General features: G+C 73.0%; 19 protein-coding genes. 12 read left to right on the top strand and 7 right to left on the bottom strand.

Features of this window, described 5'->3' with window-relative positions; genetic code table 11:
• Positions 1–71: 71 nt before the first annotated feature.
• A complete protein-coding gene (locus tag AB0L89_RS30155; protein WP_365147694.1) occupies positions 72–665 on the bottom strand; it encodes a GNAT family N-acetyltransferase in 594 nt (197 codons plus the stop codon).
• A gap of 119 nt (positions 666–784) precedes the next feature.
• Between AB0L89_RS30155 and AB0L89_RS30150 the strand changes: the two genes are divergently transcribed.
• Positions 785–1210, top strand: coding sequence for a PaaI family thioesterase (locus AB0L89_RS30150; protein WP_365147691.1), 426 nt, complete (start codon positions 785–787; stop codon positions 1208–1210).
• 45 nt (positions 1211–1255) lie between these two features.
• On the opposite strand, the gene AB0L89_RS30145 is transcribed toward AB0L89_RS30150, so the two are convergent.
• From AB0L89_RS30145 to AB0L89_RS30135, 3 genes are all read right to left on the bottom strand, one after another.
• Positions 1256–1933: a GntR family transcriptional regulator gene (locus AB0L89_RS30145; RefSeq protein WP_365147688.1), complete on the bottom strand. Its 678-nt coding sequence runs from the start codon at positions 1931–1933 to the stop codon at positions 1256–1258.
• A gap of 111 nt (positions 1934–2044) precedes the next feature.
• Complete coding sequence (locus tag AB0L89_RS30140; protein WP_365147685.1) at positions 2045–2992, bottom strand: beta-ketoacyl-ACP synthase III; 948 nt, start codon at positions 2990–2992, stop codon at positions 2045–2047.
• Positions 2993–3217: 225 nt separating this feature from the next.
• The gene (locus AB0L89_RS30135) at positions 3218–4552 is read right to left on the bottom strand and encodes an OFA family MFS transporter (protein WP_365147682.1); all 1335 of its coding nucleotides are present in this window, start codon (positions 4550–4552) and stop codon (positions 3218–3220) included.
• 185 nt (positions 4553–4737) lie between these two features.
• Between AB0L89_RS30135 and AB0L89_RS30130 the strand changes: the two genes are divergently transcribed.
• The 5 genes from AB0L89_RS30130 (at position 4738) to fdhD (ending at position 11513) form a co-directional block, all read left to right on the top strand.
• Positions 4738–5709 carry a 2-dehydropantoate 2-reductase gene (locus tag AB0L89_RS30130; RefSeq protein ID WP_365147680.1) on the top strand — a complete coding sequence of 324 codons (972 nt, stop codon included), beginning with the start codon at positions 4738–4740 and terminating at the stop codon, positions 5707–5709.
• 66 nt (positions 5710–5775) lie between these two features.
• Complete coding sequence (locus AB0L89_RS30125; protein ID WP_365147677.1) at positions 5776–7695, top strand: molybdopterin-dependent oxidoreductase; 1920 nt, start codon at positions 5776–5778, stop codon at positions 7693–7695.
• Positions 7696–7701: 6 nt separating this feature from the next.
• Entirely contained in the window at positions 7702–9693 is a 1992-nt protein-coding gene (locus AB0L89_RS30120) for an NADH-ubiquinone oxidoreductase-F iron-sulfur binding region domain-containing protein (RefSeq protein WP_365147674.1), read from the top strand.
• A gap of 103 nt (positions 9694–9796) precedes the next feature.
• A complete protein-coding gene (locus AB0L89_RS30115; protein ID WP_365147671.1) occupies positions 9797–10657 on the top strand; it encodes a 2Fe-2S iron-sulfur cluster-binding protein in 861 nt (286 codons plus the stop codon).
• A gap of 7 nt (positions 10658–10664) precedes the next feature.
• A complete protein-coding gene (gene fdhD / locus AB0L89_RS30110) occupies positions 10665–11513 on the top strand; it encodes a formate dehydrogenase accessory sulfurtransferase FdhD (RefSeq protein ID WP_365147669.1) in 849 nt (282 codons plus the stop codon).
• Between the two features lie 99 nt (positions 11514–11612).
• Here the strand turns inward: fdhD and AB0L89_RS30105 are convergent, their stop codons facing one another.
• The gene (locus tag AB0L89_RS30105; protein WP_365147666.1) at positions 11613–12068 is read right to left on the bottom strand and encodes a MarR family winged helix-turn-helix transcriptional regulator; all 456 of its coding nucleotides are present in this window, start codon (positions 12066–12068) and stop codon (positions 11613–11615) included.
• A gap of 142 nt (positions 12069–12210) precedes the next feature.
• Here AB0L89_RS30105 and AB0L89_RS30100 point away from each other — a divergent pair, with 142 nt between their 5' ends.
• From AB0L89_RS30100 to AB0L89_RS30090, 3 genes are all read left to right on the top strand, one after another.
• A complete protein-coding gene (locus AB0L89_RS30100; RefSeq protein ID WP_365147663.1) occupies positions 12211–13134 on the top strand; it encodes a zinc-binding dehydrogenase in 924 nt (307 codons plus the stop codon).
• Between the two features lie 143 nt (positions 13135–13277).
• Complete coding sequence (locus tag AB0L89_RS30095) at positions 13278–15167, top strand: sialidase family protein (protein ID WP_365147660.1); 1890 nt, start codon at positions 13278–13280, stop codon at positions 15165–15167.
• A gap of 10 nt (positions 15168–15177) precedes the next feature.
• Entirely contained in the window at positions 15178–16428 is a 1251-nt protein-coding gene (locus AB0L89_RS30090; RefSeq protein WP_365147657.1) for a DUF4185 domain-containing protein, read from the top strand.
• On the opposite strand, the gene AB0L89_RS30085 is transcribed toward AB0L89_RS30090, so the two are convergent.
• A complete protein-coding gene (locus AB0L89_RS30085; RefSeq protein ID WP_365147654.1) occupies positions 16364–17404 on the bottom strand; it encodes a bile acid:sodium symporter family protein in 1041 nt (346 codons plus the stop codon). The genes AB0L89_RS30090 and AB0L89_RS30085 overlap by 65 nt on opposite strands.
• Before the next feature lie 126 nt (positions 17405–17530).
• On the opposite strand from AB0L89_RS30085, the gene AB0L89_RS30080 reads away from it, so the two are divergent.
• Positions 17531–18406, top strand: a complete 876-nt coding sequence (locus AB0L89_RS30080; protein ID WP_365147900.1) for a LysR substrate-binding domain-containing protein — start codon at positions 17531–17533, stop codon at positions 18404–18406.
• 10 nt (positions 18407–18416) lie between these two features.
• On the opposite strand, the gene AB0L89_RS30075 is transcribed toward AB0L89_RS30080, so the two are convergent.
• Positions 18417–19397, bottom strand: a complete 981-nt coding sequence (locus AB0L89_RS30075) for an AsnC family transcriptional regulator (protein WP_365147651.1) — start codon at positions 19395–19397, stop codon at positions 18417–18419.
• Between the two features lie 132 nt (positions 19398–19529).
• Here AB0L89_RS30075 and AB0L89_RS30070 point away from each other — a divergent pair, with 132 nt between their 5' ends.
• Both AB0L89_RS30070 and AB0L89_RS30065 read left to right on the top strand, forming a co-directional pair.
• Positions 19530–21038, top strand: a complete 1509-nt coding sequence (locus tag AB0L89_RS30070) for an MFS transporter (protein ID WP_365147648.1) — start codon at positions 19530–19532, stop codon at positions 21036–21038.
• 299 nt (positions 21039–21337) lie between these two features.
• Entirely contained in the window at positions 21338–23140 is a 1803-nt protein-coding gene (locus AB0L89_RS30065; protein ID WP_365147897.1) for an AMP-dependent synthetase/ligase, read from the top strand.
• Positions 23141–23240 lie beyond the last annotated feature (100 nt).

Below are 23240 nucleotides of genomic sequence, written 5' to 3'. Positions count from 1 at the left end.
GGGAAGAAGTTGCGCGCGAATTACCCATGACTTTCTCCAGTCACAGGACAAAGAGCGAACGGGCCGCCCCCTCAGGCCGGTTCGCGGAGCATGCACCAAGTGCGCGGGCCGCCGTCGGGGAGGGTGACGTCGGCGGTGACGGCAAAGCCGAGCCGTTCGTAGAACGCGACGTTGCGCTCGGTGGAGGTCTCCAGGAAGCAGGGGTGCCCGGCGCGGTCGGCGGCTGCCAGGCCGGGCCTGATCACGGCCTTGCCGAGCCCCTGGCCCTGCGCATCGGGGTCGACGCCCACCGTGGCGAGGAACCACGCGGGGCGCCGCGGCCGGTGCGGGCGCAGCGCGTGGTCCGCCGACGCGAACCAGGCCGCGCGGTCGCCCGCGAGCTCGTCGATCAGCGGGCCGATCGCGGCGAAGCCCGGCGTGGGGTCACGGTCCGGCGTGGTCCACACGGCGACGGCGCGCCCGGCCCCGGCGACCCAGACCCTCCCGTACACCATGCCGATGCGGGTCAGGAAGAGCTCCTGGAAGCGGCGCACCCGGTCCTCGTGGCCGTCGGCCGCGACGACGTGGCGCGTGAAGGCGTAGTCGGCGAAGGCCCGCGCGAGCGTGTCGACGGCCATGGGGACGTCTTCCATGATCACGGGGCGTATGCGGTGGCTGGCGGCCATGTCTCTTCTCCCGGTCGTCCGGCGGCGCTGGCTTACCTCCGGGGTAATCGACGCGCCGGGGGCCCGGGCCGCACGGTGGTTCCCGGCGGCGCCTCGGCCCCTCGACGGAAGGTCACCCCATGTCGGACACCCTGCCCCAGAACGAACTGCGGGCCCAGTTGCCCGGTGCGGTCCCCTTCGCCGCACACCTCGGCATCGCCTTCGAGGAGGCGGGGCCCGGCCGGGTCGAGGGCACGCTCGGCTGGTCGCCGGAGCTGTGCACCGCGGGCGGCGTGCTGCACGGCGGGGCGCTGATGACGCTGGCCGACACGGTCGGCGCGGTGTGCGCCTTCCTCGGCCTGCCGGCGGGCGCGAGCACGTCGACGGTCGCGTCCACGACCACCTTCTTCCACGCCGTGCGCGCGGGCACGGTACGCGCGGTGGCCCGTCCGCTGCACGCGGGCCGCACCCTCGTCACCGTGCGGACCGAGCTGTTCGACGCCGAGGGGCGGCTCGTGGGGCAGACCACGCAGACACAGGCGGTACGGGCCGCACCGGGAGAGTAGACGGCGGGGCGGGTGTCCCGACGCGGCTCGGCCGATCCGGGGGCGTCAGCCGCGCTCGCGCTGGTGGTACGTCTGCCGGGTGTGCTCGGTGTGCGCGCGCATGATCTCCGTGGCACTCCGCTCGTCGCGCTCGGCGATCGCCGCGATCAGCTCGCGGTGCTCCAGCCAGGACTGACGGCCGCGCTGCCGGGCGACCGGCGTGTAGTACCAGCGGACCCTGCGGTCGACCTGCGCGGCGAGCTCGGCGAGCACCACGTTGCCCGCGAGCTCCATCACCTTGGCGTGGAAGGCGGCGTTGAGGGCGACCACGCGCTCCACGTCGCCGTCCGCCACGGCCTGTTCGCCCTGGGCGCAGAGCTCGTCCAGGGCCGTGATGCCCGCGGTGCCGGTGTTCGCGGCGGCGAGCCGGGCGGCCTCGGCCTCCAGCAGCGTGCGGACCGTGAGGAGTTGGTCCGCCTCCTCCTCGGTCGGCTCGTGCACGAAGGCGCCCTGGGCGGGCCGCAGGTCGACCCAGCCCTCGGTGTTCAGCCGTTGCAGCGCCTCGCGCACCGGCTGGCGCGAGACGCCGAGGTGCCCGGCCAGTTCGCTCTCGACGAGGTGCTGGCCCGGCTGGAGCGCACGGGTCGTGATGAGTTCGAGCAGCGCCTCGTAGACCCGCTCCCTGAGCGGTCCGGGGCGTTCGAGCCGGGGCACCGCCCCCTGCGGCAGTCCTGTGGACAACATCGCGGTCCCCTCCTCGACGATTGCCTTTTGTCTACAGTCTACGAGCCACAGGGACCAGCACCAGGGGGAGTTGAGCCGGTCACACCGTCGCGGGTGACGCGTTCCCCACGGTCAGGGGCAGCGCACGACCTGCCCCGCGTACGACAGGTTGCCGCCGAAGCCGAAGAGCAGCACCGGGTCGCCGGACCGGATCTCCCCCCGCTCCACGAGCTTGGACAGCGCCATGGGGATGCTCCCCGCCGAGGTGTTGCCGGACTCGACGACATCGCGGGCCACGACGGCGTTCACGGCGCCGATGCGCTCGGCGAGCGGCTCGATGATGCGGAGGTTGGCCTGGTGCAGGACGACCCCGGCGAGGTCGGCCGGGGTGAGTCCGGCGCGCTCGCAGGCCTGGCGGGCGAGCGGCGGCAGCTGGGTCGTCGCCCAGCGGTAGACGCTCTGGCCCTCCTGGGCGAAGCGGGGCGGCAGGCCCTCGATGCGGACGGCGTTGCCCATCTCGGGGACCGAGCCCCACAGCACCGGCCCGATGCCGGGCTCCTCGCCGGGGGCGCACGCCTCGACGACGGCCGCGCCTGCGCCGTCGCCGGTCAGGACGCAGGTCGTGCGGTCGGTCCAGTCGGTGACCTCGGACATCTTGTCGGCGCCGATGACCAGGGCCCGGGTGGCGGCGCCGGCCCGCACGGTGTGGTCGGCGGTGGCGAGGGTGTGCGTGAAGCCCGCGCAGACGACGTTGATGTCCATCGTGGACGCCGACGGGATGCCGAGGCGCGCGGCCACGCGGGCGGCCGTGTTCGGCGAGCGGTCGATGGCCGTGGAGGTGGCGACCAGGACCAGGTCGATCGCGTCCGGGGACAGGCCCGCGGCGGCCAGGGCCTTGCCGCCCGCGTGCGCGGCCAGCTCGTCGACGGGCTCCTCGGGGCCCGCGATGTGCCGCGTACGGATGCCCACGCGGGAGCGGATCCACTCGTCGCTGGTGTCGACCATGCCCGCGAGATCCTCGTTGGTGAGGATCTTGGCGGGCTGGTAGTGGCCGACGGCGGCGATGCGTGAGCCGTGCATGGACGGGTCCCCCTTGTTGCCGGAGATGCGGGACCGTCCAGTCTGGTCAGCGACTCACGAGTAACAGTGCACGTAAAGCAACAGGAATGGGGTGCGTGGTTTGGATGCTTCTCATGAGGCCGTCACCCTCTGAAGAGCTGTGTGACCTTGTGTACGAGTTCATAGAGGCCGTAACCGAGGGGCAGACCCACCCAGAGCCACGCGAACACGATCAACGCGCGGCGGTCACGGGGCGGTGCGCTCGGTGGTGTGGTCATCGGCGGCCTCCTTCGGGGCGGGAATGTGGTGGCGGGGGTGGACGGGGCGGACGAGCTCGTTCGCGACGAAGCCCACGACGAGCAGCCCGATCATGATCGCGAAGGAGAGGCCGTAGAGCGCGGAGCCGTGCCTGCCCGCCTCCTCCTGGTGGTCGGCGACGCGGTTGACGATGAGCGGGCCGAGCACACCGGCCGTGGACCAGGCGGTGAGCAGCCTGCCGTGGATGGCGCCGACCTGATAGGTGCCGAAGAGGTCCTTCAGATACGCGGGGATCGTCGCGAAGCCCCCTCCGTAGAACGAGAGGATCACCAGCGCGCAGACGATGAACAGCGGCTTGGAGGTGTCTCCGAAGCGGGCGATCAGGAGGTACATGAGCGCGCCCGCGCCGAGGTAGACGCGGTAGACGTTCTTGCGGCCGATCAGGTCGGAGGCCGACGACCAGCCGATGCGTCCGGCCATGTTGGCGGCCGAAAGGAGCGCGACGAAGCCGGCCGCGGCGGAGACCGACACGGGCGTCGAGGTGTCCGCGAAGAAGTCCGTGATCATCGGGGCGGCCTTCTCCAGGATGCCGATGCCCGCGGTGACGTTCATGCACAGGACGACCCACAGGCACCAGAACTGCGGGGTGCGGACGGCGGTCCGCGCGGAGACCTGGGGCCCGTCGAGCACGCCGGGCGCACCGGGGCCGCGCGCACCCTCCGTACGCGGCACGCGTACCAGGAGCACGCCGAGCGTCATGAAGACGGCGTAGGTGAGGCCGTGCACGAGGAACGCGAGCGCGATGCCGCGGGAGTCCGTGCCGAAGGCGTCGAGCATCTGCGCGCTCCACGGCGAGGCGATGAGCGCACCGCCGCCGAATCCCATGATCGCGATGCCGGTGGCCATGCCGGGGCGGTCGGGGAACCACTTGATGAGCGTGGAGACGGGTGAGATGTAGCCGATGCCGAGTCCGATCCCGCCGACGAAGCCGTAGCCGAACACGATCAGCCAGTACTGGCTGATCGCGGCGCCCAGCGCGGCGATCAGGAAGCCCGAGGAGAAGCAGACCAGGGCGACGGTCATCGCCCAGCGCGGGCCGTTGCGCTCGACCAGTGTGCCGCCGAACGCGGCGGACAGGCCGAGCATGACGATGCCGACCTGGAAGGGCAGCGCGCTCTGGGTGCCGCTGAGGTGCAGCGCGGATTCGAGAGGCGGCTTGAAGACGCTCCAGGCATAGGCCTGGCCGATGGACAGATGCACCGAGAGGGCGGCGGGCGGCACGAGCCAGCGGCTCCAGCCCGGGGGCGCGATGGGGGGACTCATGATCCCGAACGGTAGGAACCGGAGGCGGAGTTGGGAAGGGGGCACACGGGACGGGTCGATGGGACGGTCGACGGTATGCGATGTCCAGCGCGACCTCTTGCCGACCCAACTTCCATACTGTAGACAATATTCCGTCGACGCCTTCTCCATACGTTCCTTCCCTCGACCGAATGGAGCGTCCCGCCGTGAAAGTCGCAGTCCTCGGTGCCGGTGCGATCGGCGCCTATGTCGGAGCCGCGCTGCACCGCGCGGGCGCCGACGTCCATCTCGTCGCCCGTGGACCGCATCTGGCGGCCATGAGGCAGCACGGAGTACGGGTGCTGAGCCCGCGCGGCGACTTCACCGCGCGGGCCCGTGCCACCGACGACCCGGCCGAGATCGGCCCCGTCGACTTCGTCTTCCTGGGCCTGAAGGCCCACGCGTACGCGGCGTGCGGGCCGCTGATCGAGCCGCTCCTGCACGAGGCGACCGCGGTGGTCGCCGCGCAGAACGGCATCCCCTGGTGGTACTTCCACCGGCACGGCGGCCCGCACGACGGGCGGCGCGTCGAGAGCGTGGACCCGGGCGGCACGGTCAGTGCCGTGCTCGCGCCCGAACGGGCCGTCGGCTGCGTGGTCTACGCGGCGACGGAGCTCGAAGGTCCGGGCGTGGTACGCCACTTGGAGGGCACGCGGTTCTCCGTCGGCGAGCCCGACCGGACCCGCTCGGCGCGCTGCGCCGCGTTCAGCGAGGCGATGGTCGCGGGCGGCCTGAAGTGCCCGGTCGAACCGGAGCTGCGCGCCGACATCTGGATCAAGCTGCTCGGCAACATCTCCTTCAACCCGATCAGCGCGCTGGCCCGCGCCACGATGCGCGAGATGTGCCGCCACGGCGGCACCCGGCGCGTCATCGAGATCATGATGAACGAGACGCTCGCGGTGGCCGCGGCCCTCGGCTGCGCACCCGGCGTCTCCGTGGAGCGCCGCCTGGCGGGCGCCGAGCGCGTCGGCGACCACCGCACCTCCACGCTCCAGGACCTGGAGCGCGGCAGGCCCCTCGAACTCGACGTGCTGCTCGCGGCCGTCGTCGAACTGGCGGACGTCACCGGGGTCCCGGTGCCCACGCTCCGCACCGTGCACGCCATCGCGGACCTGCTCGCCCTGAGGACCGCCGCATGAGCCCCTTCGAGGACCGCCGTATCAGCCCCTTGAGGACCACCGCATGAGCCCCGTGAGGACCGCATCATGAGCCCACGCGCCCGTACCCCCAAGACCTACACCCGACTCACCCACCCACTGGTCCGCGACTCCCGCGGCGAGCCGCTGCGCCGGGCCACCTGGGAGGAGGCCCTGGCCCGCACGGCGGCCGGACTGCGGGCCGCGCGCGGCGCCTTCGGGATGTTCTCCTGCGCCCGCGCGACCAACGAGATGAACTACGTGGCCCAGAAGTTCGCGCGCGTCGTGATGGGCACGAACAACGTCGACTCCTGCAACCGCACCTGTCACGCGCCGAGCGTCGCCGGTCTGTCCGCCGCCTTCGGGTCGGGCGGCGGGACGTCCTCGTACGAAGAGGTCGAGCACACGGACGTGATCGTGATGTGGGGCTCCAACGCCCGCTTCGCGCACCCGATCTTCTTCCAGCACGTCCTGAAGGGGATCAGGAACGGCGCCCGGATGTACGCGGTCGACCCGCGCCGCACGAAGACCGCCGAATGGGCGGAGAGCTGGCTCGGCCCGAACGTCGGCACGGACATCCCCCTCGCGCACGCGATCGGCCGCGAGATCATCCACGCGGGCCTGGCCAACCGCGCGTTCGTCGAGCGCGCGACGACGGAGTACGCGGAGTACGCGGCCCTCGTCGAACCGTGGACCCTGTCGCTCGCCGAGCAGGTGACGGGCGTACCGGCCGCGGCGATACGGGAGTTGGCGCACGCCTACGCGCGCGCCGAGCGGGCCCAGCTGTGCTGGACGCTCGGCATCACCGAGCACCACAACGGCACCGACAACGTACGCGCCCTGATCAATCTGTCGCTCCTGACCGGCCACGTCGGCCGCTACGGCTCGGGCCTGCAACCGCTGCGCGGCCAGAACAACGTCCAGGGCGGCGGCGACATGGGCGCCATCCCCAACCGGCTGCCCGGCTTCCAGGACATCCTCGACGCGGACGCGCGCGGGAAGTTCGAGTCGGCCTGGGACACGGTCATCCAGCCCCGCTACGGACTGAACCTCACCGAGATGTTCGAGGCGATGGAGGAGGGCACCCTCAAGGCGGTCTACTGCATCGGCGAGAATCCCGCGCAGTCGGAGGCGGACAGCGAACAGGCGACGCGGCGCCTGCGCGCCCTGGACTTCCTGGTCGTGCAGGACATCTTCCTGACGAAGACCGCCGAACTGGCGGACGTGGTGCTGCCCGCGACCGCCGCGTGGGCCGAGACCGACGGCACGACGACCAACAGCGAGCGGCGCGTGCAGCGGGTGCGCAGGGCGGTGCGGCCGCCCGGTGAGGCGCGCGAGGACATCGACATCCTCTGCGAGCTCGCCGGGCTGCTCGGGCACGACTGGAAGTACGCGGACGCGCGGGCGGTCTGGGACGAGCTGCGGTCGGTGTCGCCGGACCACCGCGGCATGACGTACGAACGCCTGGAGGAGCTTCAGGGCATCCAGTGGCCGTGTCCCGACGACGACCGGCTCGAACCGACGTATCTGCACGGCAGGTTGTGGGACGCGGACCCGGCGCGGCGGGGCCCGCTCGCGCCCTTCGGGCTCGTCGCGCACGACCCTCCGGTGGACCTCACCGACGAGACGTATCCGATCCGCCTGACCACGGGCCGTCGGCTCGACTCCTACAACACCGGTGTGCAGAGCGGTGGTTACGCCTCCCCGCTGCGGCGCGGCGAGTACGTCGAGCTGTGTCCGGAGGACGCCGAGCGGTACGGGGTCGCGGTGGGCGAGGAGGTGCGGGTCTCCTCGCGGCGGGGCGCGGTGGTGGCACCGGTGTGGGTGGACCCGGGGCTGCGGCCCGGACTCGCCTTCATGACGATGCACTTTCCCGACGAGGTCGACACCAACCAGCTGACGATCGAGGCGAACTGTCCGATCGCGGGGACGGCGGAGTTCAAGGCCTCGGCGATCCGGATCGACAAGCTGACCGCAGCGGTGGGGTGACGTGGCATGGATCTGCACTTCGGTGACACCGAGCCGACGGACGAGGAGCGGGCCGCCGTCGACGCGGTGCTGGGGCCGCCGGCGTCCGCGTGGGAGGGGGGCGGGTCCCGCAGCGAGGCGGATCTGCGGTGGGCTCGGGGTGGCCGTGCGGCGCGGGAGCGGCGTGACCTGCTGCTGCCGGGGCTGCACGCGCTCAACGACCGGGTGGGGTGGGTGAGCGAGGGGGGCCTGGACTATCTGTGCAGGCGGCTGACGGTGCCTCCCGCGGAGGGCTACGGGGTGGCGACGTTCTACTCCATGTTCTCGGTGCGGCCCAGGGCCTCGACCGTGGTGCGGGTGTGCACGGATGTGGTGTGCGGGGGCGCGGGGCTGATGGAACGGCTGGGCTCCGTAGCGGGGGCGACGGTCGAGGCGAGCCCCTGCCTGGGGCTCTGCGAGCGGGCTCCGGCGGCGGTGGTGGTGCGGGCGGGGCCTCCGGCGGACCCCGGCAAAGGGCTGACGCCGTCACCGGCTTCGCCGCGTTCGGCCTCACACGCCGGACCGGCTGGAAATCCAGCCCCTCCGGTGTGTGAGGAGCGGGGTCCGGGGCGGAGCCCCGAGAACGGCGCCCCCGTGGCGGTGGGGCCACTGGATTCGGGGAGGGGCGGGAGCGGGGAGAAGGTCCACGCCACCGCCACCCTCGCCCCCGCCGCACCCGGCACGATCGCCCTCGCCGCCGCCGACCCCGAGTCCACCCCCGCCGAGCCCCCGGCGTCCCGCGCCGTCCCCCAAGCCGGTGACCCCGCCCTCCTCCTGCTCCAGCGCATCGGCACCGTCGACCCCGCCTCCCTCGACGACTACCGCGCCCACGGCGGCTACACCGCCCTGCGTCGCGCCTTCGCCATCGGGCCCGCCGAGGTCATCCGTGAGGTCACCGAGTCCGGGCTCGTCGGGCGGGGCGGCGCCGCCTTCCCCACGGGGCGGAAGTGGCAGTCCACCGCCGCCCAGCCCGACCACCCGCATCACCTCGTCTGCAACGCCGACGAGTCGGAGCCCGGGACCTTCAAGGACCGCGTGATCATGGAGGGCGATCCGTACGCGCTCGTCGAGGCGATGACCGTCGCCGGGTACGCGGTCGGCGCCCACCGCGGCTACCTGTACCTGCGCGGCGAGTACCCCCGCGCGCTCCACCGGCTCGAACACGCCGTCGCGCAGGCCCGCGCCCGCGGCTTCCTCGGCGACGACGTGCTCGGTCAGGGGTACGCCTTCGACATCGAGATCCGGCGCGGCGCGGGCGCGTACATCTGCGGCGAGGAGACCGCCCTGTTCAACTCCATCGAGGGCTACCGGGGCGAGCCGCGCGCCAAGCCGCCCTTCCCCGTGGAGAAGGGGCTCTTCGGGAAGCCGACCGCCGAGAACAACGTCGAGACCCTCGTGAACGTCCTGCCGATCCTCACCATGGGCGCCGCCGCCTACGCCGCCATCGGCACGGCCCGGTCCACCGGCCCCAAGCTGTTCTGCGTCTCCGGGGCCGTGGCCAGGCCCGGTGTCTACGAACTGCCCTTCGGGGCGACGCTCGGGGAGCTGCTCGCCCTCGCGGGGGTGCGCGACCGGCTGCGCGCCGTTCTCCTGGGCGGCGCGGCCGGCGGGTTCGTACGGCCCGACGAGCTGGACGTCCCGCTCACTTTCGAGGGCACCCGCGAGGCCGGGACCACGCTCGGTTCCGGCGTCGTGCTCGCCCTCGACGACAGCGTGCCGCTCCCGCGCGTCCTGCTGCGCATCGCGGAGTTCTTCCGCGAGGAGTCGTGCGGCCAGTGCGTGCCCTGCCGGGTCGGCACCGTCCGTCAGGAGGAGGCGCTGCGCCGCATCGCCGAGCGGACCGGCGCCGACGCCGCCGCCGACATCGCGCTGCTGCGGGACGTGGGGCGGGCCATGCGGGACGCCTCGATCTGCGGTCTGGGGCAGACCGCGTGGAACGCCGTGGAGTCCGCCATCGACCGCTTGGGGGCGTACGAGTGACAGTGAACCGTCCGGGCGACAGCGAACCGTTCGTCGGGGGCGACCGCCCCATGACCGCGAACCGCCCCATGACCGCGAACCGCCGCAGGGAGGCGACCGCCGCATGACCGCGATCCCGCTCCAACCGCCGCGCCGCCTCGTCGAGTTCACCCTGGACGGCGCGGAGGCCCGGGTCCCGGAGGGGGCCACGATCCTGGACGCCTGCCGCGCGGCGGGCACGGACGTCCCCACCCTCTGCGCGGGCGACACGCTCACGCCCAAGAACGCCTGCCGGGTGTGCGTCGTGGAGGTGGAGGGCGCCCGTACGCTCGCGCCCGCCTGTTCCCGGCGTGCCGAGCCCGGCATGCGCGTCCGCACGGACACCGGGCGCACCCGCCACAGCCGCAGGCTCGTCCTGGAACTCCTCGCCTCCTCGGTCGACTTGTCGACCACGCCGAAGGTGGCGGACTGGCTGAAGGAGTACGGGGCGAAGCCCGACCGCTTCGGCCCGGACGCGGCGCGCCTGAACGAGGAGCCGAGGGTCGACAACGACCTCTACGTGCGCGACTACGACAAGTGCATCCTCTGCTACAAGTGCGTCGACGCCTGTGGCGAGCAGTGGCAGAACACCTTCGCGATCTCCGTCGCCGGACGCGGCTTCGACGCCCGTATCGCCGTCGAGCACGACGCGCCGCTGACCGAATCGGCGTGCGTGTACTGCGGCAACTGCATCGAGGTCTGCCCGACGGGCGCGCTCAGCTTCACGTCGGAGTTCGACATGCGGGCGGCCGGCACCTGGGACGAGTCCGCGCAGTCCGAGACGACGACCGTGTGCGCGTACTGCGGAGTCGGCTGCAACCTCACGCTCCATGTGCAGGACAATGAGATCGTCAAGGTCACCTCGCCGCACGACAACCCGGTGACCCACGGCAACCTCTGCATCAAGGGCCGCTTCGGCTACCAGCACGTACAGAACCGGGACTGATCAAGACATGGGACGAGTCACGGAACGACGCAAGGTGATCCGGATCCGGGACGGGCACGTCTCGGAGCGGCCCGACACGCTCGTCGCCGAGGAACCCCTGGAGATCCGGCTCAACGGCAAGCCGCTCGCCATCACCATGCGCACGCCGGGCGACGACTTCGCGCTCGCGGCGGGCTTCCTGGTGAGCGAGGGGGTCCTCGGGGGCGCGGCGGACCTGCTGAACATCGTGTACTGCGCGGGCGCCACCCAGGACGGTTCGAACACGTACAACGTGGTGGACGTGCGCACGGCGCCCGGTGTCGTCCTGCCCGACATCACGCTGGAGCGCAACGTCTACACGACCTCGTCGTGCGGCCTGTGCGGCAAGGCGAGCCTGGACGCGGTCCGCACCACGGCCCGGTTCCCGATCGCCGACGCTCCCCCGGTCCGCGTCGGGACCGAGCTGCTCGCGAGCCTGCCCGACCGGCTCCGCGCGGACCAGCGGGTCTTCGACCGCACCGGGGGCCTGCACGCGGCGGCGCTCTTCTCCGAGACGGGCGAGCTGCTCGACATAAGGGAGGACGTGGGGCGGCACAACGCCGTGGACAAGCTGGTCGGGCGCGCCCTCCAGAACGGCGGCCTCCCGCTGTCCCGGGCGATCCTGCTCGTCTCGGGCCGCGCCTCCTTCGAGCTCGCCCAGAAGGCGGTGATGGCGGGCATCCCGGTGCTCGCGGCGGTCTCCGCGCCGTCCTCGCTCGCCGTCGACCTGGCCGCCGAGACGGGCCTGACGCTCGTCGGCTTCCTGCGCGGCTCTTCCATGAACGTGTACGCGGGCGAGCACCGCGTCGCCCTGCGGGCCGCGGCCGCCCAGGGCTGACCCGGGCCGCCCGCCGCACGGCGGCGGCGCCCCGGCCGGCGGGGAGCGCCCCCTGCGCCGGCCGGGCCCCTGCCCGCCGCGCCCCGGCTCCCCCTCCCGCTACGCCTCCGGCCCGCCCCCGACGCCGGAGATCCGCGTCAGCATCTCCAGGAACCGCTCCCGCTCGGCCGCCGAAAGCGGCGCGAGGAGTTCGTCGTTGGCGCGTGCGGCCGCCTCCGCGCAGCGGGCCACCAGGCGCTTTCCCTTCGGCGTGATCGTGATCGCGTTCTTGCGGCGGTCCTTGGGGTCCGGGGCGCGGTCGACGAGGCCCTCGGACTGGAGGTCGTTGATGACGCCGACCATGTCCTTGGGGTCGAGCGAGACGCTGCGGCCCAGTTCCGCCTGGGCGACGGGGCCGAGGTCCGCGACGGCGGACAGCACCACGTGGTGCCACATCTTCAGGCCCTCGCGGGCCAGCGCCTCGGCGACCAGGCCGCGGCCCCGGGCCGCCGCGCGGCCGAGCAGCCAGCTGGGCAGGGTGCGGATGGTGCTGGGTGCGGGCGGTGTCGTGGGCATGGGGCAAGCCTAGCGAATAGTCGTTGGACTTCCCAATGAATAGCCTCTACGGTGAGGTACATCGTTGGAGTCCCCAACGGTTTCCCGCCTGGGAGTCGGCCCGCGCGTCCGGTCGGCTCCCCGACCCATGGAGGTGGTGCGGATGCGTCGTGTCCGCTACGAGCGCAGCGGTGGCCCCGAGGTCCTGTTCCTGGAGGACGTCCCCGCCCCCGAACCCGGCCCCGGCGAGCTCCTCGTGCGGGTCGAGGCCATCGGGGTGACCCTGCCCGTCGTCCGCAAGGTCGGCGAGGACCGGGAGCCGATCGCCCTCGGCGGGGAGATCGCCGGGCGGGTCGTCGCACTCGGCGACGGCGTCACCGGCCACGCGCCGGGCGACCGCGTCACCGGGCTCGTGTTCGGGCACGGGTACGCCGAGTTCGCCCTGCTCCGCGCCGCGATGGCCTCGCCCGTCCCGGACGGCGCGAGCGCCGTGGACGCGGTCGCCCTGGTCCGCTCCGGCCTCGTCGCCCTCGGCGCCCTGGACGCCGCGCGGCCCGCGCCCGGCGAAGCGGCGCTGATCACTGCCGCGGCCGGCGGCGTCGGTCATCTCGCCGTGCGGCTCGCGCGGCTGAAGGGCGCCTCGCGTGTCGTCGGCGCCGTCTCCGACACCGCCAAGGCCGGCTTCGTGCGCGGGCTCGGCGCCGACGAGGTCGTCACGTACGACCGCGAGGAGTGGGGCGAGCCCGTCGACTACGTCCTGGACGCGGTCGGCGGCGATCTGCTCACGCCCGCCGTGCGGTCCCTCGCCCCGCACGGCCGCCTGGTCGCCTACAGCTCGGGCGGCGGCACCGTGGCGGCGTACGACCTGCTCGTCGGCGCGAAGGCGGTCGTCGGCTTCCAGATGGCGCTCGTCGCGCGCGGGCGGCCCGAGGTGTACGAGGCCTGGCGGCGGGAGCTGTGGCGGCTGTTCGCCGAGGGCGCGCTGCGGCCCGCCGTGCACGCCGAGTTCGCGCTGGAGGACGCGGCGAAGGCGCACGGGGCGATCGCGTCGCGGGGCAACCTCGGAAAGGTCGTGCTGATCCCCTGACGTACGGGTCCTTGTGGGGTCCTGACGCCCCAAGTAGCGTCTGTGGCGCACACGTTGGACGTGGGATGTCAGGATGTCCGGTCACTCCGCGTCCGGGGTCGTCATCGCCATGAGTCGCCGTCGCCAGAAAGGCGGGCCGCACCATGCCATCGAGTCTCCGTGTACGCCGCAGATCCCTCCGCACCGCCGTCGCCGCCCTGACCGCGGCGGCCCTGGGCGTCCTGCTCCCCGCGCCCGCCACCCAGGCGGCGCCGTCGCCGCAGACCCCGCCGTTCGAGCAACAGGTGCTGTTCAAGGCCTCCCAGGACCCCGGGTACGCCTGCTTCCGCATCCCTGCCGTGGTGAAGACGGCCAAGGGCACGCTCCTCGCCTTCGCCGAGGGCCGGGTCAACGACTGCAGCGACGCCGGCGACATCGACCTGGTGCTCAAGCGGTCGCACGACGGCGGCCGCACCTGGGGGCCGCTCCAGGTCGTCAACGAGGGCGGGGGCGACACCCACGGCAACCCCGCGCCCGTCGTGGACCGCGAGAGCGGCCGCGTCCTCCTCGCGGAGACGTACAACACCGGGCGCACGGACGGGAAGAACTGCGACGTGCCGTGCGACCGCACGCCCCACCTCCAGTACAGCGACGACGACGGCAGCAGCTGGTCGGAGCCGCGCGACCTGAGCGAGGAGATCCTGCCCGACGACTGGAACTCCTGGTACGCGACCGGGCCCGTGCACGGCGTCCAGCTGACCCGCGGCCGGCACGCGGGACGGCTCGTCTTCGCCGTCAACGCCGAGACCTGGGACGGCGGTCGGGTCACCGCCAACCACGCCGCGCTGATCGTGAGCGACGACGGCGGCGACCGCTGGCGGATCGGCGCGACGGACTCGTACCCGATCGCCGCCGACGGCACGTTCCGCCAGAAGCCCTCCGAGATGACGGTCACCGAGCGGCCCGACGGGGCCGTGTACGTCAGCGGACGCGAGCAGGACGGCACCGACCTGGGGCATCGCACGCACGCGCTCAGCCGCGACGGCGGCGACTCCTTCGCCGCGCCCTTCCGGGCGATCCCCGACCTCTACACCCCGCAAGTGCAGGGCTCCACGCTCCAGTTCGGCCGCCGGATGCTGCTCGCCTGCCCCGGCGACCCCGACCGCCGCCGCACGATGCAGATCCGCTCCTCCTACGACGGCGGCCGCACCTGGGACAGCGTCGACCGCGGCACCACGGTGACGACGGACTGGTCCGGCTACTCCGACATGGTGCGGGCCGACGCCGCGCACGTGGGCCTGCTGTACGAGGGCGGCGCGGTCGACGCGCGCGACGAGATCCGCTTCGCCCGCTTCACCGAGGACTGGCTCGCGCCGCGCCGGGGCCCGGACCCCACGACCCCCGACCTCGCCCCGAAGGCCCCTCCCGCGGCCGTGCTCGGCGGGGCCCGCGCGACCGAGGGCCGCTTCGGCGGCGCGCTCGCCCTCGACGGCACCGACGACGCCGTACGCCTGCCCTACAGCGACCGACTGCCGCTCGGTACCAAGGACTTCACCGCCTCGCTGTGGTTCCGCTACACCGCGACGAGCGGCGAGCAGCCGCTGTTGTGGATGGGGGGCATCGGCACCAACCAGCCGCAGGTGTGGCTGCGCGGCGAGCCCGCGAGCAACCGCGTCACCGGCCTGATCACCACCCGCGACGGCGCCGCCGCCCCGCGGTCCGCGTCCGTGCGCACCACGAGCGCGTACAACGACGGCCAGTGGCACCACATCGCGCTGCGCCGGGGCGCCGGGCACCTCACGCTGTTCCTCGACGGCGCCCAGGTCACCGCCGCCGACGTGCCGGGCTCGGTCAGCCGCAACTCACCCTTCGGCGTCCACGTCGGCCAACGCCTCGACAGCCGCGCCCACTTCGCCGGATCACTGGATGAAGTCCGCTTGTACGACCGGGCGTTGAGCGACGCCGAGATGGAAGCCCTGCGCACCAATGGGGCCGCTGTGACGCGGGACACCGTCGTCCGACTCCCCATGGACCGCGTGCGCGACAGCAACTAACGTCCCGGGCGTGTCCGCCCGAGAACGTCCCGCCCCGGGGCCGCGCAGGGTCCTGTTGGTCCTGCTGCTCGCCCTGGCCTGCGCGGCCGTGCTGCTCATCGCCCTCCCGGACGACCGGGAGGGCGGTGCGGCGTGCCGCCCGCGCACCGTGGCGTCCTGGGCCGCCGACGACGAGGTCACCGGGGAGTTCGCGCGCTACGGCGACGACACGGCCCGCACCGACGACTGGACCGGCGGCGACGGCACCCACTCGGTGCGCCTGCCCGACGGGCGCCTGCTGTGGCTGTTCTCCGACACCTTCCTCGGACAGGTCCACGCGCCGCCGAACCCGGCAGGACAGCCGCACACCTGGCGCGACACGAACGCGCCCATGGTCCGCAACTCGGCCGTGGTGATGTCCCGTTCGGGCACTCTCGGGCGGACCCTCACCGCCCCGCTCTTCCCCGACCCGGCGCCCCAGCAGTGGCGCTGGCCGGTCGCGGCGCGCGTGGAGCCCCGCTCCCCCGGCTCCGACGAGCAGGTCGTGCGCGTGCTGCTGTGGAACCGCATGGCGAGCCAGGGCCCCTGGATCTACGGCGTGCCGCTCGCCACGGAGGTCGCCACGCTCTCGCTGCCCGACCTGCGGGTCGAGGGCATCGTGAAGGTCTCCGACCAGCAGTCGGTCGGCGATCCGGCCAAGCGGGTCCTGTACGGCACGACGACGGTCGACGACGACGGCTGGACGTACGTGTTCGGCGGCACGGACGCCCAGGCGACCGCGCGCCGGACCTCCCACGCCTACGTCGCGCGCGTCCCGCACGGCAGGCTCGCGGAGACCTCCGCTTGGGAGTACTGGGACGGCGAGGAGTGGGGGCACGACGTCACGCCCCGGCCGGTCCTCGGGGACGGCGAGCGCAAGGGGGTGGGCAGCGCGTTCACGGTGGTGCGGGACGAGGGGACCTATGTGCTGTTCACGATGGCAGCGGGCACCGAGGGCCTGACGAACGTCACGTCGTACTGGTCCTGCTCCCCCACCGGGCCCTGGCACGGCCCGGCCAAGGCCTTCGAGGCGCCGCTGCCGAAGGACGGCGCGCCCCGCCAGGACACGGCCGCCTACAACCCGCAGGCCCACCCGGCGCTCGGCGGCAACGGCCGCGTCGTCCTCAGCTACGACGTGAACTGGCTGGACGCGACGCCCGCCAACGCGCAGGCGAACATCAGCCGGAACGTGTCGCTGTACCGGCCGCGGTTCGTGTCTCTGCGGCTCGCGGCGGCTCGCTGACGAACTCCTCCGGGTCGCGGGAGCGGCGCTTGGCGATGACCGCGCAGACCATCAGCTGCATCTGGTGGAAGAGCATCAGCGGCAGCACGGCCAGCGAGGCCTGCGCGCCGAACAGGACGCTCGCCATGGGCAGCCCGGCGGCCAGCGACTTCTTCGACCCCGCGAACTGGACGGCGATGCGGTCGGCGCGCCCGAAGCCGAGCCGCTTCGCGCCGAACCAGGTCAGTGCCAGCATGGCCGCGAGCAGCACCGCCTCGACGCCGAGCAGGGCGAGCAGCCGCAGCGGGTGCACCTGGTGCCAGATGCCCTGCACCATGCCTTCGCTGAACGCGGTGTAGACGACGAGCAGGATCGACCCGCGGTCGACGTACCCGAGGATCTTCTTGTGGCGGGCGATGAAGCCGCCCACCCACCGGCGCAGGAACTGCCCCGCGAGGAACGGCACGAGCAGTTGCAGCACGATCTTGAGGAGCGAGTCGGCGGAGAACCCGGCCCCGCTGCCGCCGAGCAGCGCCGCGGCGAGCAGCGGGGTGAGCACGATGCCGGCGAGCGAGGAGAAGGAGCCCGCGCAGATCGCCGCGGGGACGTTGCCGCGGGCCATCGAGGTGAAGGCGATGGACGACTGGATCGTCGAGGGCACCAGGGTGAGGAAGAGGAAACCGCTGTAGAGGGCGGGCGTCAGGACGTACGGGACGAGCCCCTTCGCCGCGAGCCCGAGCAGCGGGAACGCGACGAACGTGCAGAGCAGGACCGTGAGGTGCAGCCGCCAGTGCTTGAGTCCGTCGAGCGCCTCGCGGGTGGAGAGCCGGGCGCCGTAGAGGAAGAAGAGCAGCGAGACGGCGGCGGTGGAGGCGCCGGAGGCGACATCGGCCGGGGTGCCGCGCGCGGGCAGCAGGGCCGCGACGCCCACGGTCGCGAGCAACGCCACGATGTACGGGTCGACCGGCATCCACGACGGCCACTTCAGGCGTTTCACGGTGCTCCATGCTCTCGGTGCGGGACGTGCCCTTTCCATGATCCTCCTGCCGGGTGTGATCGGGAATCCCGCATACCGCTCTGACTGTCATCACGTTTCGCGATGAGCGGGTCTAGGCTGGTCACCGTGTACGACCCCGCGCAGCTCCGTACGTTCCTCGCGGTCGCCCAGACGCTGAGCTTCACGCGGGCCGCCCGCCGCCTCGGCCTGCGCCAGTCGACCGTCAGCCAGCACGTGCGCCGCCTGGAGGACGCCACCGGGCGCCAGCTCTTCACCCGCGACACGCACAGCGTGGAGCTGACCGAGGACGGCGAGGCGCTGCTCGGCTTCGCCCGCCGGATCCTCGCGGCGCACGAGCAGGCGGCGGCGTTCTTCACCGGGCGCCGCCTGCGCGGGCGGCTGCGGTTCGGGGCGTCGGAGGACTTCGTCCTGACGCACCTCACCGACATCCTGGAGTCCTTCCGGCAGGAGCACCCGGACGTCGACCTGGAGCTGACCGTCGAGCTGTCGGGCACGCTGCACAAGCAGCTGGACGCGGGCAGGCTCGACCTGGTGCTCGCCAAGCGGCGCCCGGAGGACCCGCGCGGCGAGCTGGTCTGGCACGACGACCTGGTCTGGATCGGCGCCGAGCGGCTGCGGCTCGACCCCGAGCGTCCGGTGCCGCTGATCGTCTATCCGCCGCCCGGCATCACCCGTGCGCTCGCCTTCGAGGCGCTGGAGCGGCGCGGCCGGGCCTGGCGGGTGGCCTGCACGAGCGGCAGCCTGAACGGCCTGGTGGCGGCGGCGCGCGCCGGTCTCGGCGTGATGGCGCACTCGCGCGGGCTGATCCCGCCGGGTCTGGTCCGGGTGCCCGACCGGGCGGGCCTGCCGGAGCTCGGCTCGGTCGACTTCGTGCTCCTGCACGGCGAGCGGCGCGCGTCCGCGCAGGACGCGGCGGACGCCCTGGCGGCGGCGATCCTGGCGGGCGGCGACCGGCTGCACCGGGGGCGGCGCCGGGGCTGAGCCCCGCGGGCTAGCGTGCCGGGCGCGGGTAGGTGAGCTGTTTGAAGCGGCGCAGGTAGGGCGCCGACTCCACGTGCCGCACCCCCTCCAGCGCGCCGAGCCGCGCGCTCAGATAGGCGTAGAGCCCGGCGGTGTCGCGGGTGACGACGCTCGCCATCAGGTTGGCGGTGCCGGTGATGGCGGAGACGTGGGCGACCTCGGGGTGCTCGGCCATCGCCCGGCCGACCGCGTCGAGGGCCGCGGGCTCGGCGGTGACCCAGAGCATGGCGGCGGCCGTGAAGCCGAACCGTTCGGCGTCGTACTCGGTGTCGATGTACAGCGCGCCCGAGTCGAGGAGCGTCGCGACCCGGCGCTTGACGGAGGACTCGGAACGGCCGGTGAGGCGCTGGAGTTCGGGGTAGGTGACGCGGCCGTCGGCCTTCAGCGCGGCGATGAGGGGGTCGTCCTCGGGCGTGAGGCGGACCGGGCCCGCCTCGCCCGGCCGTGCCGCGGGGCGCAGGGCCGCGGCCTGCTCGTCGGTGAGGGGGCGGTGCTTGCCGATCCAGCCGGTGCGGCCGCCGTAGAAGCGGTGCAGCAGCTGGTGCGCGGTGATCTCGACGACCTGCCGGGTGCGCAGGAGCTTGCCGAGGACGAGGTCGTCGTGGTCGCCCCGGGTGCGGGGCAGCGTCATGCAGACCACTTCGGTGCCGGCCGACATGAGGTGCACCCAGGCCGTGTCGGGGCGGCGGGCCAGGGCGGCCGCGACGGCCTCGGCGCCCTCCGGGGCGCAGCGCAGGCGCAGCATCCACTGGTCGCGGCCGAGCCGGTCGGTGTCGCGGACGCCGACGACGCGCAGGCCCGCCTCCGCGCCCATGCGGCGGTAGCGGCGGGCCACCGTCTGGTCGGAGACCCCGAGGACCGCGGCGATCCGGCTGAAGGGGGCCCTGCCGTCGATCTCCAGGGCATGCAGAAGCTTGAGGTCCAGCTCGTCGAAGACTTCGGATTCACCCATCGAAGGCCCCCTTGATGTCGAATTCCGGCGCTCGGTGATTCCCGGGCACCGGTTTCGCCCGCCGTCGCCCCATCGTACGAGGGCACGCACACCCGGTGCGCGCCACGAGGACGATGAAGGAAGAAGAAGGCAATGCGCAGATGGGGGCCGCTCACAGCGGTGTCGCTCGGGACGTTCATGCTCCTGCTGGACGTGACGATCGTGGTCGTGGCACTGCCCGACATGGCACGGGCGCTGGACGCCTCGCTGAGCGATCTGCAATGGGTGATCGACGGGTACGCGCTCGCGCTGGCCGCGCTGCTCCTGGGCGTCGGCGCCGCGGCCGACGTGCTCGGCAGACGACGGCTGAACGTCGTGGGCACCGCGCTGTTCGCGCTGGCCTCGCTGGGCTGCGGACTGGCGTCGGACGCGGACGCGCTGGTCGCGGCGCGCGCCCTCCAGGGTCTGGGCGCCGCCGCGATGTTCGCCACGACGCTGCCGCTGCTCGGCGCCGCCTACCAGGGCCGGGACCGGTCGGTCGCGCTCGGCGTGTGGGGCGCGGTGAGCGGGGCGTCGGCCGCGCTCGGGCCGATCGTGGGCGGACTGCTCACCGAGGGGCCGGGCTGGCGCTGGATCTTCTTCGTGAACCTGCCGGTGAGCGTGGCGTCGGTCTGGCTGACGCTGCGCGTGGTGCCGGAGTCGCGGGGACCCGCGGGGCGGCGGGTCGACTGGGCGGGCACGGCGGCGTTCGCGTGCTTCGCGGGGGCGGGTACGTACGGGGTGCTGCGCGGCGGCGCGGACGGCTGGGCGTCGGCGGTCACCGGCACCTCGTTCGCCGTCTCGGCGCTCGCGCTGCTCTGCTTCGTCCTGGTCGAACGGCGCGTGGCGCACCCGCTCCTGGACCTGCGGCTGCTGCGCAAGCCCGCGTTCACCGGGGTGCTGCTCGGCGCGGTCGGCTACAACGCGGCGGCCTTCGGCGTCATCCCGTACCTCTCCATCTGGTTGCAGACCGTGCTCGGCATGAGCCCGGTGCGCGGCAGTCTGGTGCTGCTGCCGCTGGCCGCGACGTCCTTCGTGGTGGCCGCGGTGGGCGGTCGGCTGCTGCACGGGGTGGCGCCGCGCCTGCTCATCGGCGTGGGGCTGCTGCTGATCGGGGCGGGCGGGCTGTGCATGGCGGTGCTGGACGCCGGGTCGTCGTGGGCGGCCCTCACGCCGGGGCTCACGCTCGCGGGGATCGGCACGGGTCTGGTGGCGCCCGCCCTGGCGGGGGCGGCACTCGCCGCGGTGCCGCCGGCGAACTCCGGGATGGCGGGCGGCGCGGTCAACACGTTCCGCCAGCTCGGGTACGCGGTCGGGGTCGCCCTGTTCGGGACGGTGCTGACCTCGGGCATGCAGGACTCGCTCGGCCGCGACGCGGCGCACGCCGTCGCGGGCGGCGGCGCCGAGGCGCTGCGGGGCGCGGTCCCCGAGCACACCGTGCGCGCGGCCTTCGCGTCGGGCCTGAACGGGGCGTCGCTGGCGGCGGGCGCGGCGGGGCTGGTGGCGGGGGTCCTGGTGCTGGTGATGGTGCGCTCGGCGGGGCGGCCGACGGCCGCGGCTGAGCCGGTCGCGGCCTCGGGAACTCCCGAGCGGGTCCCGCGCGTTCAGGAGGAGGCGCGGTGACCTGCCGCCACGGCAGCGCCGCCCGCCTCGTACGACGTGACCGCCTCGTACGGATTTCCCCCGAACCCCGTGACTGCTGCGTACAGATTCGGTGGAGATTACGCCTCCGGAACTTACTCCTGCGTAAGTAAGTTGTCCGGCCCTTCCCCTTGTGGCCGTATTTCAGCGGCTGACCAGTGCCGATGGTCCGTACCGAGCGCGCTTGAACCCTCTCCCGGAGGCGCGCGCCGTGGGGTACGGTCACGGCGCTGTGCGGAGCGCCACAAGGAGCATCATTGCGCGAGTTCACGAACCCTCCGATGGCGTCGGCGCCGCTGGTGGGCGGCCTGGCCGACGCCGTGTTCGACCATGCCCTCGAGGACCCGCTGCGCATCGCGTTCGGCCGCAAGGACGCCGGGGGCGTGTGGCGCGATGTGACCTCCGGCGAGTTCCGTGACGAGGTGCTGGGCCTGGCCAAGGGGCTGATAGCCCAGGGCGTGCGGTTCGGCGACCGCGTGGCGATCATGTCCCGCACCCGCTACGAGTGGACGCTGTTCGACTTCGCCCTGTGGAGCATCGGCGCCCAGGTCGTGCCGGTCTACCCGACCTCCTCGGCCGAGCAGGTCTTCTGGATGCTGCACGACGCGCAGGTCTCGGCCGCGATGGTCGAGCACGAGGACCACGCGATGACGATCGGCTCGGTGATCGACCGGCTGCCGCAGCTGCGCCGGCTGTGGCAGCTGGACGCCGACGCGCTGGGCGAACTGAACGGCGCGGGGCGGAACATCGACGACGACGTGGTGCACCGCCACCGCCGCGCGGTCACGCCCGACTCGATCGCCACGATCATCTACACCTCCGGCACCACGGGCCGCCCCAAGGGCTGTCTGATCTCGCACGCCAACTTCATGTTCGAGGCGGACGTGATGGTGGCGCGCTGGGAGCCGGTCTTCCACTCCAAGCGCGGCGACGAGGCGACCACGCTCCTCTTCCTGCCGCTGGCGCACGTCTTCGGCCGCATGGTGCAGGTCGCGGGGGTCCGCGGCCGGGTCAAGCTCGGCCACCAGCCCAACCTCAACGCGGCGGCGCTGCTGCCCGACCTCGCCGCGTTCCGGCCCTCGTTCATCCTGGCCGTGCCGTACATCTTCGAGAAGGTCTTCAACGCGGCGCGGCGCAAGGCGGAGAAGGACGGCAAGGCGGGCGCGTTCGACAAGGCCGTGGAGTGCGCCGTGCGGTACGCGGACGCGATGGAGGCGAGGGCCTTCGGCACGGGGCCCGGCCCCTCGGCGGGACTGCGCATGCAGCACCAGCTCTTCGACAAGCTCGTCTACTCCAAGGTGCGCGAGGCGATGGGCGGCCGGGTGCGGCACGCGATGTCCGGCGGCTCGGGCATGGACCGCAGGCTCGGCCTGTTCTTCGCGGGCGCGGGCGTGACGATCTACGAGGGGTACGGCCTCACCGAGTCGACGGCCGCCGCGACCGCCAATCCCCCCGAGCGCACCCGCTACGGCACGGTCGGCCAGGCCATCCCCGGCACGACGGTGCACATCGCGGAGGACGGCGAGGTGTGGCTGCACGGCGCGAACGTCTTCCAGGGCTACTTGAACGACCCCAAGGCCACCGACGCCACCGTGCACGACGGCTGGCTGGCCACCGGTGACCTCGGCTCGCTCGACGAGGACGGCTATCTGACGATCACCGGGCGCAAGAAGGAGATCCTGGTGACGTCCGGCGGCAAGAGCGTCTCGCCGGCCCAGCTGGAGGAGCGGGTGCGCGACCACCCGCTGGTCGCCCAGTGCATCGTCGTCGGCAACGACAGGCCCTACATCGCGGCACTGGTCACGCTGGACGCGGAGGCCGTGGAGCACTGGCTGACCATGCGCCGCAAGCCGATGCTGCCGCCGGGCGAGCTGGTGCGCGACCCGGACCTGGAGACGGAGGTGCGGCGGGCCGTCGTCGCCGCCAACACGCTGGTCTCGCAGGCCGAATCGATTCGTACGTTCCGCATACTGGCCCATCAGTTCAGCGAGGAGCACGGGCTGCTGACGCCGTCCCTGAAGCTCAAGCGCAAGGCCATCGAGCAGGCCTACGAGGCCGAGGTCGAGGCGCTGTACCGCTCCTGAGGCGGTCGCCCGGCGGCGGTCGCGGACGACCGCCGCCCAAACCTGACGGTTCATCAGTTACCGACGCGTCAGTTATTGACGCCTCGTCAGGTCGCGCTCA

It is taken from the genome of Streptomyces sp. NPDC052114, from assembly GCF_040680155.1.
In the GTDB taxonomy this organism is placed as follows: Bacteria; Actinomycetota; Actinomycetes; order Streptomycetales; family Streptomycetaceae; genus Streptomyces.
This window is presented reverse-complemented; position numbering and strand designations above follow the sequence as displayed.

What these genes read in the sequence shown, in the direction of transcription:
- AB0L89_RS30115 (WP_365147671.1), top strand. Translation starts at nt 9,797, where the DNA reads ATGACCGCGATCCCGCTCCAACCGCCGCGCCGCCTCGTCGAGTTCACC.
- AB0L89_RS30095 (WP_365147660.1), top strand. Translation starts at nt 13,278, where the DNA reads ATGCCATCGAGTCTCCGTGTACGCCGCAGATCCCTCCGCACCGCCGTC.
- fdhD (WP_365147669.1), top strand. Translation starts at nt 10,665, where the DNA reads ATGGGACGAGTCACGGAACGACGCAAGGTGATCCGGATCCGGGACGGG.
- AB0L89_RS30065 (WP_365147897.1), top strand. Translation starts at nt 21,338, where the DNA reads ATGGCGTCGGCGCCGCTGGTGGGCGGCCTGGCCGACGCCGTGTTCGAC.
- AB0L89_RS30140 (WP_365147685.1), bottom strand. Translation starts at nt 2,992, where the DNA reads ATGCACGGCTCACGCATCGCCGCCGTCGGCCACTACCAGCCCGCCAAG.
- AB0L89_RS30145 (WP_365147688.1), bottom strand. Translation starts at nt 1,933, where the DNA reads ATGTTGTCCACAGGACTGCCGCAGGGGGCGGTGCCCCGGCTCGAACGC.
- AB0L89_RS30100 (WP_365147663.1), top strand. Translation starts at nt 12,211, where the DNA reads ATGCGTCGTGTCCGCTACGAGCGCAGCGGTGGCCCCGAGGTCCTGTTC.
- AB0L89_RS30120 (WP_365147674.1), top strand. Translation starts at nt 7,702, where the DNA reads ATGGATCTGCACTTCGGTGACACCGAGCCGACGGACGAGGAGCGGGCC.
- AB0L89_RS30150 (WP_365147691.1), top strand. Translation starts at nt 785, where the DNA reads ATGTCGGACACCCTGCCCCAGAACGAACTGCGGGCCCAGTTGCCCGGT.
- AB0L89_RS30125 (WP_365147677.1), top strand. Translation starts at nt 5,776, where the DNA reads ATGAGCCCACGCGCCCGTACCCCCAAGACCTACACCCGACTCACCCAC.
- AB0L89_RS30135 (WP_365147682.1), bottom strand. Translation starts at nt 4,552, where the DNA reads ATGAGTCCCCCCATCGCGCCCCCGGGCTGGAGCCGCTGGCTCGTGCCG.
- AB0L89_RS30075 (WP_365147651.1), bottom strand. Translation starts at nt 19,397, where the DNA reads ATGGGTGAATCCGAAGTCTTCGACGAGCTGGACCTCAAGCTTCTGCAT.
- AB0L89_RS30105 (WP_365147666.1), bottom strand. Translation starts at nt 12,068, where the DNA reads ATGCCCACGACACCGCCCGCACCCAGCACCATCCGCACCCTGCCCAGC.
- AB0L89_RS30155 (WP_365147694.1), bottom strand. Translation starts at nt 665, where the DNA reads ATGGCCGCCAGCCACCGCATACGCCCCGTGATCATGGAAGACGTCCCC.
- AB0L89_RS30070 (WP_365147648.1), top strand. Translation starts at nt 19,530, where the DNA reads ATGCGCAGATGGGGGCCGCTCACAGCGGTGTCGCTCGGGACGTTCATG.